Source organism: Pseudooceanicola endophyticus (assembly GCF_018760365.1).
Lineage (GTDB): Bacteria > Pseudomonadota > Alphaproteobacteria > Rhodobacterales > Rhodobacteraceae > Pseudooceanicola > Pseudooceanicola endophyticus.
The window spans coordinates 22,398-39,928 of sequence record NZ_JAHIAB010000007.1 but is presented as its reverse complement, the minus strand read 5'-3'; the positions used below and the strand labels follow the sequence as shown (position 1 = coordinate 39,928).

The 17,531-nt window shown below is 66.9% G+C and carries 17 protein-coding genes; 5 read left to right on the top strand and 12 right to left on the bottom strand.

The genetic code is table 11. The features are described from left to right. Positions 1–21 precede the first annotated feature (21 nt). Positions 22–687, top strand: coding sequence for a peptidase associated/transthyretin-like domain-containing protein (locus KM176_RS13205; RefSeq protein WP_160894234.1), 666 nt, complete (start codon positions 22–24; stop codon positions 685–687). Here KM176_RS13205 and KM176_RS13200 read toward each other — a convergent pair. From KM176_RS13200 to KM176_RS13145, 12 genes are all read right to left on the bottom strand, one after another. Beyond that, positions 684–1,511: a glycosyltransferase family 2 protein gene (locus KM176_RS13200; protein WP_160894236.1), complete on the bottom strand. Its 828-nt coding sequence runs from the start codon at positions 1,509–1,511 to the stop codon at positions 684–686. The two genes, KM176_RS13205 and KM176_RS13200, sit on opposite strands and share 4 nt — an antisense overlap. A 121-nt stretch (positions 1,512–1,632) precedes the next feature. Next, positions 1,633–3,027: a dihydrolipoyl dehydrogenase gene (gene lpdA, locus KM176_RS13195; RefSeq protein ID WP_160894238.1), complete on the bottom strand. Its 1,395-nt coding sequence runs from the start codon at positions 3,025–3,027 to the stop codon at positions 1,633–1,635. Positions 3,028–3,144: 117 nt separating this feature from the next. Continuing rightward, positions 3,145–3,558, bottom strand: coding sequence for an MAPEG family protein (locus tag KM176_RS13190; protein ID WP_160894240.1), 414 nt, complete (start codon positions 3,556–3,558; stop codon positions 3,145–3,147). Beyond that, positions 3,558–3,947 carry an MAPEG family protein gene (locus tag KM176_RS13185; RefSeq protein WP_160894242.1) on the bottom strand — a complete coding sequence of 130 codons (390 nt, stop codon included), beginning with the start codon at positions 3,945–3,947 and terminating at the stop codon, positions 3,558–3,560. Before KM176_RS13185 ends, KM176_RS13190 begins: the two co-directional genes overlap by 1 nt. A gap of 172 nt (positions 3,948–4,119) precedes the next feature. Next, the gene (odhB, locus tag KM176_RS13180) at positions 4,120–5,625 is read right to left on the bottom strand and encodes a 2-oxoglutarate dehydrogenase complex dihydrolipoyllysine-residue succinyltransferase (protein ID WP_160894244.1); all 1,506 of its coding nucleotides are present in this window, start codon (positions 5,623–5,625) and stop codon (positions 4,120–4,122) included. Positions 5,626–5,631: 6 nt separating this feature from the next. After that, positions 5,632–8,592: a 2-oxoglutarate dehydrogenase E1 component gene (locus KM176_RS13175; RefSeq protein WP_160894246.1), complete on the bottom strand. Its 2,961-nt coding sequence runs from the start codon at positions 8,590–8,592 to the stop codon at positions 5,632–5,634. Between the two features lie 551 nt (positions 8,593–9,143). Next, positions 9,144–9,446, bottom strand: a complete 303-nt coding sequence (locus KM176_RS13170; RefSeq protein ID WP_160894248.1) for a hypothetical protein — start codon at positions 9,444–9,446, stop codon at positions 9,144–9,146. A gap of 5 nt (positions 9,447–9,451) precedes the next feature. Beyond that, the gene (locus KM176_RS13165; protein WP_160894250.1) at positions 9,452–10,153 is read right to left on the bottom strand and encodes a hypothetical protein; all 702 of its coding nucleotides are present in this window, start codon (positions 10,151–10,153) and stop codon (positions 9,452–9,454) included. Between the two features lie 224 nt (positions 10,154–10,377). Continuing rightward, complete coding sequence (gene sucD / locus KM176_RS13160) at positions 10,378–11,259, bottom strand: succinate--CoA ligase subunit alpha (RefSeq protein WP_160894252.1); 882 nt, start codon at positions 11,257–11,259, stop codon at positions 10,378–10,380. Positions 11,260–11,263: 4 nt separating this feature from the next. Next, positions 11,264–12,457, bottom strand: a complete 1,194-nt coding sequence (gene sucC, locus KM176_RS13155; protein WP_160894254.1) for an ADP-forming succinate--CoA ligase subunit beta — start codon at positions 12,455–12,457, stop codon at positions 11,264–11,266. Positions 12,458–12,868: 411 nt separating this feature from the next. Continuing rightward, positions 12,869–13,831 (bottom strand): malate dehydrogenase, encoded by a 963-nt coding sequence (gene mdh / locus KM176_RS13150; RefSeq protein WP_160894286.1) that lies wholly within the window; start codon positions 13,829–13,831, stop codon positions 12,869–12,871. Between the two features lie 290 nt (positions 13,832–14,121). Next, positions 14,122–14,421 (bottom strand): hypothetical protein, encoded by a 300-nt coding sequence (locus tag KM176_RS13145; protein ID WP_236045308.1) that lies wholly within the window; start codon positions 14,419–14,421, stop codon positions 14,122–14,124. Between the two features lie 252 nt (positions 14,422–14,673). Here KM176_RS13145 and KM176_RS13140 point away from each other — a divergent pair, with 252 nt between their 5' ends. The 4 genes from KM176_RS13140 to KM176_RS13125 are packed head-to-tail and all read left to right on the top strand — an operon-like array spanning position 14,674 to position 17,363. Further along, entirely contained in the window at positions 14,674–15,522 is an 849-nt protein-coding gene (locus KM176_RS13140; RefSeq protein WP_160894288.1) for an HpcH/HpaI aldolase/citrate lyase family protein, read from the top strand. 46 nt (positions 15,523–15,568) lie between these two features. Next, positions 15,569–16,120 (top strand): NnrU family protein, encoded by a 552-nt coding sequence (locus KM176_RS13135; RefSeq protein ID WP_160894290.1) that lies wholly within the window; start codon positions 15,569–15,571, stop codon positions 16,118–16,120. Positions 16,121–16,126: 6 nt separating this feature from the next. Next, on the top strand, positions 16,127–16,333 hold the full coding sequence (locus tag KM176_RS13130) for a DUF1737 domain-containing protein (protein ID WP_160894292.1): 207 nt from the start codon (positions 16,127–16,129) through the stop codon (positions 16,331–16,333). 1 nt (position 16,334) lies between these two features. Continuing rightward, positions 16,335–17,363, top strand: a complete 1,029-nt coding sequence (locus KM176_RS13125; protein WP_160894294.1) for a MaoC family dehydratase — start codon at positions 16,335–16,337, stop codon at positions 17,361–17,363. The last annotated feature ends 168 nt before the right edge of the window (positions 17,364–17,531 follow it).

Below are 17,531 nucleotides of genomic sequence, written 5' to 3'. Positions count from 1 at the left end.
AACCGCGCAGGAGGATGCGACTTGGCAGCACTGGCACGACCGCTCGACGGGGCGCGGCAGGGACGGGACCTGCTGCGCTTTCTCTCCCTTTCCCCGGTGGTCCGGCAGGGCATCGGCAGCTTTGCCGGCGCGACCCGGGCCCGGGCCCGCGCCGCCGGGCTGATCAGCGCCAATGTCGCGCTGCCTGCCGAAGAGCTCGACATGGAGCTGAGCGAGCTGGCGCTGCATGCCGCCGGCACCCTGGCGCTGGAGCATACACCGATTGCCGCCCCGCTTGAGGGCCGCCCGCTGAGCCTGATCCTGCAGCTGGTGACCGCAGAGGGCGCGCGGCTGCGCGGTCGTTCCGTCTGGCTGCGCCATTGCGATGCCCGGGGCGGCAACTGGGGCGCCGAAAGGATGCTTCAGGGGCGCGGCGTCAGCGATGCGACCGGCGTGGTGCAGTTCGACACGGTCTGTCCCGGCAGCATCGAGGGCCGCCAGGCACATCTGCTCTGCGTGCTGGAAGGCCCCGAGGGGCTGGGCTGCCGGATCCTGCTGCCCGAGGCGCTTTCGGAGGTGCTGCGGCGCACCGATCCGCGCTATGACCAGCCACGGGTGCCGATCCGTCCGCTGCCCGGGGTCTATCCCGGCCTGCGCGAGGACAGCGCCGGCCATGTGGCGACGCTGGTGCTGGTGCTGCCCGGTTAGCGCGCGGCAACCAGCGGCGGCGGTGCCAGCCGGGCCGCCATGAAATGGTAGAAGGATTGCCCCGGCAGGGCGCCTTTCTGGTAGGCGGTGTTCAGCGCCGCCTTGCGGGTGAAGACCCGGGCCACCGCGGCGCGCTGCGGCGCCGGCACATCCCCCAGGCCCGACAGCACCTGTTCGGCATGGGCGGCATAGGCCCGGGCGACGCGTTCCGGGAAACTGGCCTGGGCCGTGGTCGAGCGCGCCGCCAGATGCAGCCGGTAGCCCGCCGGTCCCAGGGGCGCCGCACCGCCCAGGCGGGCGATCAGCTCGGCCGCATGTCGCACGTCCTGGCTGGGCAGCGCCGAGAAGGGGCGGGCCTGGGCGCGGGCCATCACCGGGTGAAAGCTGGCGCCGGTCTCGGCAAGGGTGGTCAGGTCAAGCTGCGGGTCCTGCTGCGGCAGGCGCAGGATCTCGACCCCGGCATCAAGGATCGCGGTCTGCCCGAAGGCGGCGCCGTGGCGGCGGGCCAGCGGCAGCAGCGCCGCGAGGTAGCCGGGCTCCCATTCGTCATCGCTGTCCAGGAAGGCCAGAAAGCGCCCCCGCGCCTGCGCGAGCGCCCGGTTGCGCGCCGGTCCCGGACCGCTGCGCACCGGGCCGGGGGCGGTGAAGACCAGCCCCGGGGCCGGGGGCATCAGGGCGGCGTAGTCGCGCCCGTCATCCGAGGCGATCACCACCTCGACCCGCTCCGGAGGAAGGCCGCAGCGCGTCACCGAGGCGAGGGCACGCGGCAGGGTCGCCGTGGCATGGCAGGCGGGAATGATGACGGAGACTTCGGGGTCGTCCATGGGGCCCTCCTGCGGATCGCGTCGCTGCGTCGGAGGGTCTACGTATGAAATCCCCCCGCGGATCACTCCGCGAGGGGAAAGGGTAGGGCCGCAAACCGCCCGGACCAGCCGGGCGGGGCGATCACATGTGGATCGCGCCGTCGCCGCAGGCCAGCGCCGCTTCGCGCACGGCTTCCGAATAGGTCGGGTGGGCGTGGCAGGTCAGCGCGACATCCTGCGCCGAGGCGCCGAATTCCATCGCGACGCAGATCTCGTGGATCATGTCGCCGGCCGCCGGGCCGATGATCGAGCAGCCCAGGATCCGGTCGGTTTCCTTGTCGGCGAGGATTTTGACGAAACCGTCGGCGGCAAAGACGGCCTTGGCGCGGGCGTTGCCCATGAAGGAGAACTTGCCGACCTTGTAGGCGCGGCCCTCGTCCTTCAGCTGCTGCTCGGTCTTGCCGACCGAGGCGACCTCGGGGTGGGTGTAGATGACGCCGGGGATCACGTCGTAGTTCACGTGGCCATGCTTGCCGGCGATAACCTCGGCAACCGCCATGCCCTCGTCCTCGGCCTTGTGGGCCAGCATCGGGCCGGCAACCGCGTCACCGATGGCATAGACGCCCTTGACGGAGGTCGCCCAGTGGCCGTCGGTCTTGACGACGCCGCGTTCGGTCATCTCGACGCCCAGTTCCTTCAGCCCGAGGCCATCGGTGAAGGCACGGCGGCCGGTCGCAACCAGCACGACATCGGCATCAAGCACGGTTTCGCTGTCGTCCTTGCGGGACTTGTAGGTCAGCTTGGCCTTGCCATCGACGGTCTCGACGCCCTGGACGGCGGCGCCCAGGATGAACTTCATGCCCTGCTTGGAGAGGATCTTTTGCAGGTTCTTCTGCACTTCGGCGTCCATGCCGGGGGTGATGTTGTCGAGGAATTCGACCACCGTCACCTCGGCGCCGAGGCGCGCGTAGACCGAGCCCATCTCAAGGCCGATGACGCCGGCACCGACGACGATCATCTTCTCGGGGATCTTCGGCAGCGCGAGGGCGCCGGTGCTGTCGACCACCACGCCGGCCTCGTTGTCCACGGTGATCCCCGGCAGGGCGGTCGGCACGGAGCCGGAGGCGACGACGATGTTCTTCGCCTCGTAGACGGTGTCACCGACCTTGACCTTGCCGGCCTCGGGGATCGAGGCCCAGCCCTTGATCCAGTCGATCTTGTTCTTCTTGAAGAGGAATTCGATCCCCTTGGTGTTGCCGTCGACGACGTCCTGCTTGTAGGCCTTCATCTGGTCGAAATCGACTTCCGGCGCCGGGACCTTGAGGCCCATGGTGGCGAAGTTGTGCTGCGCCTCGTGCAGGTTGTGGGTGGCGTTCAGCAGCGCCTTGGAGGGGATGCAGCCGACGTTCAGGCAGGTGCCGCCCAGGGTCTCGCGGCCCTCGACACAGGCGGTTTTCAGTCCGAGCTGGGCGCAGCGGATGGCGGACACGTAGCCGCCGGGGCCTGCACCGATGACGATGACGTCGTATTGGGCCATTTGAGGTCTCCTTGGTCTTGTCTGCGGGCGTCGGGCCCGGTTGGCTTGCGCGGGGTGGGGGCGCTGCCCCCGTCAGCCTGCGGCTGACTCCCCCGGGATATTTGGAACAAGAAAATGCTAGGCGAGGGCAGCCAGGAGCATGATCGTGGTGGCAAGAAGGCCCAGGGCCCAGAACAGGGAACGCCAGGGCGTCCAGGCCAGGGCATAGGCCGGGATGTAGAGGAGGCGGGCGGCGAGGTAGAGCCAGCCGCAGGCCAGGGTGAGGGGGGAGGTGCTGGTGGTGAGCGTCACTGCGAGGGTGGCGATGGTGAAGAGGATCAGCGCCTCGAAATGGTTGGTCATGGCGCGGTGCAGCCGACCGGTGCGGCGCGACATCAGCAGTTGCGGATTGCCGCCGGGGATGTCCTGGGGGTCGCGCGGGCCGGTGGTGGCCTTGGGGCCCAGTTCCAGGTTGGCCGGGATCGCCATCAGGGCGATCTGGAGCACCTGAAGCAGGCCGGCGAGGGCCAGGATATGCAGCTGCGTGTCCATCACAGGAAGGCCGCCAGGTAGAGCGCGATCGTGGCCAGGGCGCCCAGCATATAGAGGACCGAACGCCAGGGGGTCCAGCCGTAGCGATAGGCCGGGATGTAGAGCGCCCGGGCGGCGACATAGGTGAAGGCGGCGAGGGCGGTGAACAGGCTGGTGGTCTGGGAGAGGCTGACCACGGTGATCGCCCCGATGAAGAAGGGGAAGTTTTCCGTATGGTTGGCCAGTGCCCGGCGCATCCGCTGGGTGTCCTGCGACAGCGGCGGCAGATCGTCCCGGGGGCCGGTGTTGCCGGCTTCGCCGACGTCGCGGGTCAGCAGGCGCTGCGACCAGACGACGAGCACGACATGCTCGAGCGCGACAAGCGAGAGGGCGAGGAGTTCGGGGGTCATGGCCCTACCTGGGATTGCGGGTCCCTGACGGGAAGGCGGGGCGGACCATCGGGGCGCCCCGGTCGAAGCTTGCGGTGGCCCGGACAGCGTCCGGGCGGCCTGCGCCCCGCGCCCCGGGCACGGGGGGATCCGGGGCGCAGGCCCCCTCCGGCGGACCGGAGGCGGCCCTGGATCAGAGATCCATCAGCAGGCGACGGGGATCTTCCAGCGCTTCCTTGACGCGCACCAGGAAGGTCACGGCGCCCTTGCCGTCGACGATGCGGTGATCGTAGGACAGCGCCAGGTACATCATCGGGCGGATCTCGATCTTGCCGTTGATGACCATCGGACGGTCCTGGATCTTGTGCATACCGAGGATGCCCGACTGCGGCGGGTTCAGGATCGGCGAGGACATCAGCGAGCCGTAGACGCCGCCGTTCGAGATCGTGAAGGTGCCGCCCTGCATTTCCGCCATCGAGAGCTTGCCGTCACGGGCGCGCTTGCCCTTCTCGGCGATCTCTTTCTCGATCTCGGCGAAGGACTTCTGGTCGACGTCGCGCAGCACCGGAACCACCAGGCCCTGGGGCGTGCCGGCGGCGATGCCCATGTGCACGAAGTTCTTGTAGACCACGTCGGTGCCGTCGATTTCGGCGTTGACCTCGGGGACTTCCTTCAGCGCGTGGACGCAGGCCTTGGTGAAGAAGGACATGAAGCCCAGACGGGCGCCGTGCTTCTTCTCGAACATGTCCTTGTACTGGTTGCGCAGCGCCATCACCTCGGTCATGTCCACCTCGTTGTAGGTGGTCAGCATGGCGGCGGTGTTCTGGCTGTCCTTGAGGCGCTTGGCGATGGTCTGACGCAGGCGCGTCATCTTCACGCGTTCCTCGCGGGCGGCATCCTCGGCGGCGACGGGGGCACGCGGCGCGGCGGGGGCCGCGGCGGGCGCCTTGGCGGCGGCCAGGGCCTTGGCCACGTCGTCCTTCATGATGCGACCGTCCCGGCCGGTGCCGGTGACCTGACCGGCCGACAGGCCCGCTTCGGCCATCGCCTTCTTGGCCGAGGGCGCGTCCTCGACATCCTTGCCGCCGGCAGCGGCGGCAGGGGCGGCGGCGGGCGCAGCGGCAGCGGGGGCTGCAGCGGCGGCACCGGCGCCTGCGGACATCTCGGCCAGCTGGCCGCCGGCGCCCACGGTTTCACCCTCGGCGGCGAGGATCTTGGTCAGCACGCCGGCTGCCGGCGCGGGAACCTCGACGGAGACCTTGTCGGTTTCCAGCTCGCAGAGCATCTCGTCGGCCTCGACGCTGTCACCTTCCTTCTTGAACCAGGTGGCGACGGTGGCCTCGGTCACGGATTCCCCCAGGGTGGGGACCATGACGGCGACGGTTTCCGCCGCTGCCGCCGGGGCCGCGTCGGTTTCGGAGGGGGTGGCCTTGGCCTTCATCTCCTCGGGGCCGGCATTGCCGGCCTCCGAGATGTAGCCCAGCAGCGCGTCGACGCCCACGGTTTCGCCTTCCTTGGCGACGATGTCGGCCAGGACGCCAGCGGCCGAGGCGGGGACCTCGACGGTCACCTTGTCGGTTTCCAGCTCGCACAGCATTTCATCGACCGCGACCGCGTCACCCGGCTTCTTGAACCAGGTGGCGACAGTGGCTTCGGTCACGCTTTCGCCCAGGGTGGGGACTCGGATTTCGGTGCTCATGGGTCCTTAGTTTCCTTCGATGGTCAGCGCCTCGTCGACGAGGGCTTCTTGCTGTGCTTTGTGCTGAGCCGCGAGGCCCGTTGCGGGTGCTGCGGCGGCAGCGCGGCCCACGTAGCGCGGGCGCGAATGGGCGGCGCCGATACGGCCCAGAACCCATTCGATATTCGGTTCGATGAAGGTCCAGGCGCCCTGGTTCTTCGGTTCTTCCTGGCACCAGATCATCTCGGCACCCTTGAAGCGTTCAAGCTCCTTGACCAGCGTATGCGCCGGGAAGGGATAGAACTGCTCGATCCGCATCAGGTAGATGTCGTCGATGCCGCGGGCGTCACGCTCTTCCAGCAGGTCGTAGTAGACCTTGCCCGAGCACATGACGACGCGCTTGATCTTCTCGTCCGCCACCAGCTGGGTGTCGGAGTTGCCGTGTTGCGCATCGTCCCACAGGATCCGGTGGAAGCTGGAGCCGGTGGTGAAGTCCTCGGCCTTGCTGATCGCCAGCTTGTGGCGCAGCAGCGACTTCGGCGTCATCAGCACCAGCGGCTTGCGGAAGCTGCGGTGCATCTGGCGACGCAGGATGTGGAAGTAGTTCGCCGGGGTCGAGCAGTTGGCGACGATCCAGTTGTCCTGGCCGCACATCTGCAGGAAGCGTTCCAGGCGGGCGGAGGAGTGTTCCGGACCCTGACCTTCGAAGCCGTGGGGCAGCAGCATGACGAGGCCCGACATGCGCAGCCACTTGGCTTCCCCCGAAGAGATGAACTGGTCGAACATGATCTGCGCGCCGTTGGCGAAATCGCCGAACTGGGCTTCCCACATCACCAGCGCATTCGGTTCGGCCAGCGAATAGCCGTATTCGAAGCCCAGCACCGCGTATTCCGAAAGCATCGAGTCGATGACTTCGTAGCGGGCCTGGCCGGCACGGATATTGTTGAGCGGGTAGTAGCGCTCTTCCGTCTCCTGGTTGATCAGGCCCGAATGGCGCTGCGAGAAGGTGCCCCGGGTGGAGTCCTGACCCGACAGGCGGACCGGGTAGCCCTCGGTCAGCAGCGAGCCGAAGGCCAGCGCTTCGCCGGTGGCCCAGTCAAAGCCCTCGCCGGTTTCGAACATCTTGCGCTTGGTGTCGAGCAGGCGTTCCACCGTGCGGTGCAGCGGGAAACCATCGGGGGCCGAGGTCAGCGACTTGCCGACTTCTTCCATGGTTTCGGGCGCGATCGCGGTCTCGCCGCGCTGATATTCTTCCTTCTCGCGCTCAAAGCCCGACCACTTGCCGTCCAGCCAGTCGGCCTTGTTCGGCTTGAAGTCCTTGGCGGCCTCGAACTCTTCGTTCAGCAGGGCCTGGAAGGCGGCCTTCATGTCCTCGATCTCGCCCTCGGGGATCAGGCCGTCCTTGACCAGACGATCCGTGTAGAGCGACAGCGTGGTCTTCTGCTTCTTGATCTTCTTGTACATGATCGGGTTCGTGAACATGGGCTCGTCGCCCTCGTTGTGCCCGAACCGGCGGTAGCAGAAGATGTCGATGACCACGTCCTTGTGGAACTTCTGACGGAATTCCGTGGCGACCTTGGCGGCATGGACCACGGCTTCGGGATCATCGCCGTTGACGTGGAAGATCGGCGCCTCGACCATTAGCGCGATATCCGTCGGATAGGGCGAGGAGCGCGAGAAGTGCGGCGCGGTGGTGAAGCCGATCTGGTTGTTCACGACGATGTGGATCGTGCCGCCGGTGCGGTGGCCGACCAGGCCCGACAGGCCAAAGCATTCCGCCACGACGCCCTGGCCCGCGAAGGCCGCGTCGCCGTGCAGCAGGATCGGAATGACCGAGGTGCGGTCGGGATCGTTCAGCTGGTACTGCTTGGCGCGCACCTTGCCCAGGACGACCGGGTTCACCGCCTCGAGGTGCGAGGGGTTCGCGGTCAGCGACAGGTGCACCTTGTTGCCGTCGAATTCACGGTCCGAGGAGGCGCCGAGGTGGTATTTCACGTCGCCCGAACCATCCACGTCCTCGGGCTTGTAGGAACCACCCTGGAATTCGTTGAAAATCGCGCGGTAGGGCTTGGAGAGGACGTTCGCCAGCACCGACAGGCGGCCGCGGTGGGGCATGCCCATCACGATCTCCTTGGCGCCCAGGCTGCCGCCCCGCTTGATGATCTGTTCCATCGCGGGGATCAGGGCCTCGCCGCCGTCCAGGCCGAAACGCTTCGTGCCCATGAACTTGACGTGGCAGAACTTCTCGAAGCCCTCGGCCTCGACCAGCTTGTTCAGGATCGCGCGGCGGCCTTCACGGGTGAAGGTGATCTCCTTGCCGAAGCCCTCGATGCGCTCTTTCAGCCAGGCCGATTGTTCGGGGTCGGAGATATGCATGTACTGCAGCGCGAAGGTGCCGCAGTAGGTGCGCTTCACGATATCGACGATCTGGCGCAGGTTGGCGACCTGAAGCCCCAGCACGTTGTCCAGGAAGATCGGGCGATCCATGTCGGCGGCGGTGAACCCGTAGGAGGCCGGGTCCAGCTCCGGATGCGCGACCGGATCCTTCATGCCCAGCGGATCCAGATCGGCGGCCAGGTGGCCGCGGATGCGGTAGGCACGGATCAGCATCAGCGCCCGGACCGAGTCCAGAACGGCACGCTTGATCTGCTCGTCCGAGATCTCGACGCCCTTCTCGGCGGCCTTGGCCTTGATCTTCTTGCCGGCATCCTTGGCCTCGGAGGGGGCGGGCCACATGCCGTCCAGCGCCGCGGTCAGGTCGTCGTTGGGGGTCGGCGGCCAGTCGCGACGGGTCCAGGACGGGCCGGCGGCCTCCTTCTTGGCGTCCATCTCGCTGTCGCCGAGCTGGGCGAAGAAGTCGGCCCATGCGGCATCCACGGCCGAGGGGTCGTTGGCCCAGACGGCATAGAGCTGTTCGAGATAGGCGGCGTTATGCCCCTGCAGGAAGCTGGAGGCGTGGAAAAGATCGTTGGGGCTCTGATCGGTCATTCTGTTCACCTTGAGGCGGTGCGCTTGATCTTAAGCGGGTTGAAAGCTGAGGGGCGGGCGGGGCTGGCGTCTTGGGAACGTCGGGAGGCCGGTTGGGGACGCAGCGGATCCGCTGCCCGGGCGAGGGCCGTCGAGCGCCGGCGGCGCATGGCACCGGCGGGCCACGGACTGGCCATCGGGATTGAGATCGGGGCAGCCGCCACCGTGCCAGAAACGCGGCACGCAGAGGCTGGCGGGAAGGCGGGGGGCACGGCACCGCGCCGGGCCGGGCGCGTGCAGCGCCAGGCCGGGGGTGGCGACGGGACGGAGAAGGGCCGAGACGCGGTTCATGCGACACCTCCGGCGGCCAGCGCAGCAGCCCTCGGGGTCACGGTCACGTGGCCTCGGGCAGGTCCTGCGATGGTGCGGCGCGCGATCATGTGCGATCCCAATGCTTTGCCGTTCCGTGGGACCCCCAGGCGCCGGGACGTCCTGGGGACGGGGCCGGGGGGCGTTTCATCTGGTCTTCGGGTGGTCCGGGGCGGGTTGCCACGCCCCGGGCCGTCATTCGGTCATGCGTTCGGCTTCAGCCGACCCTTGCGGTCATATGTGGCAAGGCAGGTCGCCGTCACGCGCGAAAGCCCGTTTTCCAGCAGCACGGGCTGAGAAACGGACAGAACTTCGGCCTCGCCGCAATTGGCGCGGGCCATGGCCTGGGCGGCGTCGGGCGTCAGCGCGACGTCGTTGTAATCGACATGGGCGGTGGTGCGACGCTCGGTATCGCCCTTCATCATGTCGGTGGTGTCGCAGCCCGCCAGCAGGCCGCACAGGGCGGCGGCGCTCATCAGCGGGGCGGGGCGGAGGAGAGAGGTCATGCGGATCATAGCTTTTGCACCGTCACCCCGGCGCCGCTGCCCGTGCAGACATCGCCGTTTTCCGCCGTGAAGAAGATCCAGGCGCGCTCGGCGCCCAGGTCCACCGTGTAGCCATCGCAGGGGCCCTTGCGCCCGTAGGGAGAGCCCTTCCGGTAGCGCCCGGAGAATTTCTCGTCCAGCAGGGACTGCACCTTGCTGGTCGCCATGGAGGCGGCCACCGCACCGGTGCGGAAGCTGCAGCTGCGGTTCGGCATGATGGTGCCGCGCAGCGTGTTCTTGCGGATCTGGCGCCCGGCGCTCTGGCCCTGGGCGGCGGTCTGGGTCAGCACCCAGCCCTTCGACACGGCGTTCTCGACCACGCCGCCACCGCCAAGCGATTGCAGGCAGGTCTCGACGCCCTCGGCCATGTCCGACAGGCTGGCCTGCAGCGCGACGGCCGCGGCCTCGGCCTGGGTCAGCTGGAGGGCGCCTTCGCCGATCCCGGGGGCGCTGGCGGCGCTGGCCGAGCCCGCCATGCCGACACCGGCGGTGACGGCGCTGCCCACGGCGCCCGAGGCCGAGCTGAAGGCGGCACTGGTGGCCATGGCGGCGGATTTCATCATGCAGCCGGGCAGGGCGGCAGCCCCGCCAAGCGCAAGCAGGACCGGCGCGGTGCGCAGCCGCAGGGCGGGCTGGCGTCGTCCGGAACGTGCAGGGGAAAGGGTCATGTACGGATCCCGAAGTCGGGCCGGACGCGGTTGTCCCACCACGCCAAGACGCGACAGGCGATCCGCCCGGCGATTGCAGAACGAGGTGCGCGTGCACCCTTCGGCAAGGATCCGCCGGTGTGCGGAATTCTCAACGCAAAACGCGTCGGAACCCGGGCGCGCGGCGCGCCCGGGTCCAGAATGTGCGGGTGATGCACATTCAGGCATATGTATGCCGAGGCGGATCAACCGATCGCCTTGAGGACGGCCTGGCCAAGCTCGGCCGGGCTGTCCGCGACAACGATACCGGCCGACTTCATGGCTTCGATCTTGTCCTCTGCACCGCCCTTGCCGCCGGCGACGATGGCGCCTGCGTGGCCCATGCGGCGTCCCGGAGGAGCGGTACGGCCGGCGATGAAGCCCGCGGTCGGTTTCCAACGGCCCTTCTTCTTCTCGTCCGCCAGGAACTGGGCGGCTTCTTCCTCGGCAGAGCCGCCGATCTCGCCGATCATGATGATCGACTGGGTCTCGGGGTCGGCCAGGAACATTTCCAGCACTTCCAGGTGCTCGGTGCCCTTGATCGGGTCACCGCCGATGCCGACAGCCGAGGACTGGCCCAGGCCGATGTCCGAGGTCTGCTTGACGGCTTCGTAGGTCAGGGTGCCCGAACGGGACACGACGCCGACCGAGCCGCGCTTGTGGATATGGCCCGGCATGATGCCGATCTTGCAGGCGTCCGGCGTGATGACACCGGGGCAGTTCGGACCGATCAGGCGCGACTTGGAATGCTTCAGCGCGGCCTTCACCTTCATCATGTCGAGGACCGGGATCCCTTCGGTGATGCAGACGATCAGCTCGAACTCGGCGTCGATGGCTTCCATGATCGAGTCAGCCGCGAAGGGCGGCGGAACGTAGATCACGGTGGCGTTGGCTTCGGTGCGGTCCTTGGCTTCGGCGACCGAGTCGAAGACCGGCAGGCCGAGGTGGGTCTGGCCACCCTTGCCCGGGGTCACGCCGCCGACCATCTTGGTGCCGTAGGCGATCGCCTGTTCGGAGTGGAAGGTGCCCTGCGAGCCGGTGAAGCCCTGGCAGATGACCTTGGTATTTTCGTCGACGAGAACTGCCATGATCTCAGCCCTTCACTGCTTTAACGATTTTTTCCGCACCGTCGCTGAGGTCGTCAGCGGCGATCACGTTCAGACCGGAATTCGCGATGATTTCCTTGCCCTGCTCGACGTTGGTGCCTTCCAGGCGGACAACCAGCGGAACCTGCAGGCCGACTTCCTTCACCGCGGCGATGACGCCCTCGGCGATGATGTCGCAGCGCATGATGCCGCCGAAGATGTTCACCAGGATGCCCTTCACGTTCTTGTCGGACGTGATGATCTTGAAGGCCTCGGTGACCTTCTCCTTGGTGGCGCCGCCGCCGACGTCGAGGAAGTTGGCGGGCTCGCCGCCCTTCAGCTTGATGATGTCCATCGTGGCCATCGCCAGGCCCGCGCCGTTCACCATGCAGCCGATCTCGCCTTCCAGGGCGATGTAGTTCAGATCGTACTTGGAGGCGGCGAGTTCCTTGGGATCCTCTTCCGTCTCGTCACGCAGCGAGGCGATGTCGGGGTGGCGGTAGATGGCGTTGCCGTCGAAGCCCAGCTTCGCGTCCAGCACCTTCAGCTCGCCGTTGGGCATCAGCAGCAGCGGGTTGATTTCCAGCTGCTCCATATCCTTCTCGATGAAGGCGCGGTAGAGGTCGCCCATCAGCTTGACGCATTGCTTCATCGCCTTGCCTTCCAGGCCAAGCGCGAAGGCAACCTTGCGGCCGTGGAACGGCTGGTAGCCGGTCGCCGGGTCGATCGGGAAGGACAGGATCTTCTCGGGGGTGGAGGCGGCCACTTCCTCGATGTCCATGCCGCCCTCGGTGGAGCAGACGACGGAGACCGAAGAGGTCTGACGGTCGACCAGCAGCGCGAGGTACAGCTCGCGCTCGATGTCCGAGCCGTTCTCGATGTAGATGCGGTTCACCTGCTTGCCGGCCGGGCCGGTCTGGTGGGTGACGAGGGTGCGGCCCAGCATCTTCTTGGCCTCTTCAGCGGCCTCCTCGACCGACTTGGCCAGGCGGACGCCGCCCTTGGGACCGGCGCTTTCCTCGACGAAATGGCCCTTGCCGCGACCACCCGCGTGGATCTGCGCCTTGACCACCCAGAGCGGCCCGGGAAGTTCACTCGCGGCAGCCTTTGCCTCTTCGGCCTTGAAGACCGCACGGCCTTCCGAGACCGGGGCGCCGTATTCGCGAAGAACTGCCTTCGCCTGATACTCATGGATGTTCATGAATTGGTACCTCGCTTGACTACGATTGCCATCGGTACTGGCACAGTCTTTCCGCCCGATGAACTGATTTTTCAGGCTTCGGCGGATTTTCGGCGGATTTTTTGCGCTTTGTGATCACAGCAGAAATTCGTGTGATCACAAGAGCTGTAAACGTTCGCTCACGTCCCCGGGAGATCGCCCAACCCCCTGCTTTCTCTGCGTTGCGGCGAGTCGAATGCTGCAGTTGCCGCAACGGCGGGCTTCCGCTGGTTCTGTTCCCCTAATCGGACTCTGCAACCGGGGGTTGAACGGCGGCTGGCGGCCACGCTTGACTGCGGGCCGGAACGGTCTGCGGGCGGGCAGGGGCACAAACGCAAACGGCCCGCGATCCGGTCTGGATCGCGGGCCGCCGAGATGGCTTCGCTCGGGCGGTTACGCCAGAGAGCCGTCGATGGCCTTGCAGGCCTCGACCAGGCCCTTCACGGCGTCGACCGACTTGTCGAACATCTCCTGCTCTTCCTTGGTGAGCTTGATGTTGACGATCTTCTCGATGCCGCCGGCGCCGATCACGGTCGGAACGCCCACGTACATGTCCTTCAGGCCGAACTCGCCGTTGCAGAAGGCGGCGCAGGGCAGGACGCGCTTCTGGTCCTTCAGGTAGGACTCTGCCATTTCGATGGCCGAGGTCGCGGGCGCGTAGAAGGCAGAGCCGGTCTTCAGCAGGCCGACGATCTCGGCGCCGCCGTCACGGGTGCGCTGCACGATGGCGTCCAGCTTCTCCTGGGTGGTCCAGCCCATCTCGACCAGGTCGGGCAGGGGGATGCCGGCGACGGTGGAGTAGCGCACGGAGGGCACCATGGTGTCGCCGTGGCCGCCCAGCACGAAGGCGGTCACGTCCTTCATGGAAACGTCGAATTCCACCGACAGGAAGTGGCGGAAGCGCGCGCTGTCCAGCACGCCGGCCATGCCGCAGACCTTGTTCGCGGGCAGGCCCGAGAACTTCTGCAGGGCCCAGACCATCGCGTCGAGCGGGTTGGTGATGCAGATCACGAAGGCGTCGGGGGCGTTGTCGCGGATGCCTTCGCCGACCGATTTCATGACCTTGAGGTTGATGCCCAGCAGGTCGTCGCGGGACATGCCCGGCTTGCGCGGCACACCGGCCGTCACGATGCAGACATCGGCGCCGGCGATATCGGTGTAGGACTGGGTGCCCTTCAGCTTGGCGTCGAAGCCCTCGGAGGGGCCGGATTCCGCGATGTCGAGCGCCTTGCCCTCGGGGGTGCCTTCGGCGATGTCGAAAAGAACAACGTCACCCAGCTCTTTCAGGGCTGCGAGATGGGCGAGCGTGCCGCCGATCTGGCCCGCGCCGATCAGGGCAATCTTGGGTCTGGCCATTGGATCTGTCTCCGGTCCGGTTTGAAACGTCGGGATCGGGGTAGGTGTTTTATCTCGGCGACGCAAGAGCCGTAAGGTTACCCTACGCCCGGCAGGGCGCCCGATACCTGCTGTTGAGTCAGATATTTCAATTGCTTATCCACGCTTTCCCCTGCGGCGTCCCGCCCGGGTGTGACACTTGCGTGACGGTCCCGAAGGCATGTTTGCGCCCGCTCGGGCGGGGCGGAGGCGGTGCGGGAATTGCCCGACCTTCCGCAAGGTTAACGCGATTCTGCAAACCCGGACTGCGCTCAGGCATCCTCGCCCGGGGGCGGGAGAAGCGCGGCATAGGCCTCTCCGCTGGCCAGCAGGCAGGTCATGCCGTCGGGCGATGTGGCGGTGATCGTCCAGGTGCCGCTTTCGTCGGAGGCAAAGAGTTCGACCATGGCATTGTTGGCCCCCAGTCCGACCGAGCGCGGGGTTTCGCCGAAGGCGGTGTGCAGCCGGTCGATCACCACGGCCCGGGGGGCGCAGGGCGGCGGATCGGCGGCCAGGAGCGGCGGCGCGGCCAGACCGGTCAGGACGAGGGCGCAAAGGCTGGGACGCAGCATGGGCAGAACTTTCGAAGTACCGGGGACCCGGCAGGAGCCGGCAGGATGGCTCCGGACGGCTTATGCCGGGTTAATCGCTGCCCCGCGAACATACCGGCATTTGCGTCAAATGCCTGCGGTCGGGGCTTTGGCCCGGCGCCGTTTCCGGTCATGCTGCAGGTGCGAAAAATTGTCCCGCGACCTTGGCAGGGCTTGAGGGAATCGTCGCCGCGATGGCATCACGGCGCAGAAAATTGCCCGGAGAACCCGACGATGGAAGCTGCCCTGCGCCCCTACCGCTCACTTCTCTACATCCCCGGCTCGCGCGAGCGGGCACTGGAAAAGGCCCGGGATCTTGCCGCCGACGGCATCATCTTCGATCTTGAGGACGCCGTTGCGCCCGATGTGAAGGTCGAGGCGCGCGCCACGCTGAAGGCGGCGCTGGCGGCGGGCGGCTACGGCGCGCGGGCGCGCATCGTGCGCATCAACGGGCTTGAGACGGAGTGGGGCCGCGATGATGTGGCCGCGCTGAACGGATCGGGCGCCGAGGCGCTGCTGCTGCCCAAGGTCAATTCCGCTGCCGACATCGAAACCCTGGCCGGGCTGAGCGACCTGCCGATCTGGGCCATGATGGAGACGCCGCTGGCGATCTTCAACGCCGCCGAGATCGCCGCGCATCCGCGCCTTGAAGGCTTTGTGGCGGGCACCAACGACCTGGCCAAGGATGTGGGCTGCCGCACCCGGTCCGACCGGCTGCCTATGCAGATGGCGCTTCAGACCATGCTGCTGGCGGCGCGCGCCTATGGCAAGGTCTGCATCGACGGCGTCTACAACCAGTTCAAGGACGATGAGGGCCTGCGCGCGGAATGCGAACAGGGCCGCGATCTGGGCATGGACGGCAAGACGCTGATCCACCCGGCCCAGCTTGCGATCGCCAACGCCGTCTTCGCCCCCGCCGAGGCCGAGGTCGATCTGGCCCGCCGCCAGATCGCCGCCTACGAGGAATGTGTCGCCGCCGGTCAGGCCGTTGCGGTGGTCGATGGCAAGATCGTCGAGAACCTGCACGTGGAAACCGCCCGCAAGACCCTTGCCCGGGCGGAGGCCATTGCGGCCATGGGCTGAGCCGGGCAGGCTGCCGGGGAAGACACGCGACCCGAAAGGAAGCCCCATGTTGCTGATCATACTCGGCCTGATCCTGTGGACCTGGCCCCATGTGTTGAAGGAATACACGCCGGCACTGGCCGCGCGCCTGCCCGAAAACCGCCGCCGCGCCCTGGGGGCGATCGGCGCCCTGCTGGGCATCGTCTTCCTGGTGATCGGCTATCGCAGCGCGGACACGGTCTTTGTCTATGCGCCCCCCGTCTGGGGCCAGCATGTCAACAACCTGCTGATGCTGTTCTCGGTCGCGGCCTTCGGCACCGCGCATTCGAAAAGCCGCCTGCGCGGCATGATCCGCCACCCGATGTTCGTCGCGGTGATCCTGTGGGGCATCGCGCATCTGCTGGTGCGGGGCGACCTGGCCTCGATCCTGCTCTGGGGCGGCATGATCCTCTGGGCCGTTGCGGGCTGGATCGTCAGCAACCGCAACCAGGGGCCCTGGCAGCGCTACGAGGGCGGGCGGCTGAAAAGCGACATCATCCTCGCCGGGATCACCATCGTGGTCTATGCCGTCATCGTGGTCATCCACGGATGGCTCGGACCCAACCCTCTGCCAATGTGAGGCGGCATGAAACTCTATCGCTTTCTCTCCGAAGACGACACTTCGGCCTTCTGCCACAAGGTCACCAAGGCGCTGAACGCCGGATGGACGCTGCACGGCTCTCCGACCTATGCGTTCGACGCGGCCAACGGCACCATGCGCTGCGGCCAGGCCGTGGTGAAGGAGGTCGAGGGGCACGACTATTCACCGGACATCAAACTGGGCGAGTACTGACATGAAAACATTCGCGGGCCGCTACTTCGAAGACTATCGCATCGGCGAAACACTTCACCACGCGGTCCCGCGAACCATCGGGGCAGGGGAACGGGCGCTTTATCATGCGCTCTACCCGGCCCGCACGGCGCTGCAGTCCTCGGATGCCTTCGCGCAATCCTGCGGGCTGCCCGCTTCGCCGATGGACGACCTTGCGGTCTTCCACGTGATCTTCGGCAAGACGGTGCCGGATGTGTCGCTGAACGCGGTGGCGAACCTTGGCTATGCGCAGGGGCGCTGGCACCGGCTGGTCTGGCCGGGCGACACGCTCAGCTCCCGCTCCGAGGTGATCGGGCTGAAGCAGAATTCCAACGGCAAAAGCGGCGTAGTCTATGTCCGCACCGAGGGGCGCAACCAGCACGGCGATCTGGTGATGGACTATGTGCGCTGGGTGATGGTGCGAAAGGGCAACCTGGACGCCCCCGCGCCCGAGACGCTGATCCCGGAACTGCCCGGGGTGCTGTCGGCCCGTGACCTGATCATCCCCGAGGGCCTCGATTTCTCGGGCTACGACTTCACCCTCGCGGGGGAGGCGCACCGCTGGGGCGATTACGAAGTGGGCGAGGTGATCGACCATGTCGACGGCGTGACCGTCGAGGAGGCCGAGCACATGATGGCCACCCGGCTGTGGCAGAACACCTCCAAGGTGCATTTCGACGCTACCCTGCGCGAGGATGGCCGGCGGCTGATCTACGGCGGGCACGTGATCTCGCTTGCCCGTGCGCTCAGCTTCAACGGGCTGGCCAATGCGCAGCTGATCGTCGGGCTGAACGGCGGGGCCCATGCCAACCCCTGTTTCGCAGGCATGACGGTGAAGGCCTGGTCCGAGGTGCTGGACCGTGCCGAGACATCGGTGCCGGGAATCGGGGCGCTGCGGCTGCGGCTGGTGGCGACCTCGGGCGGGGCCCCCTTCGCGTTGAAAGATGCCGCCGGAAAGTACCTTCCGGAGGTGTTGCTGGATCTGGACTACTGGGCGCTGATCCCGCTGTGAGCAGCGCACGATAACGTGTCCGGCCGTCACCTTTGCGTGCGAAGCGTCGAAAAGGTGTGAAATTATAGCAATTTCGCAAGGTTACCAATTTGATATGTCAGGAAACATTAGCGGAGTGCGATGTTTCCGTCAGGGAATAACGTTGCGTGGATTTGCGCGGCGGCTGGA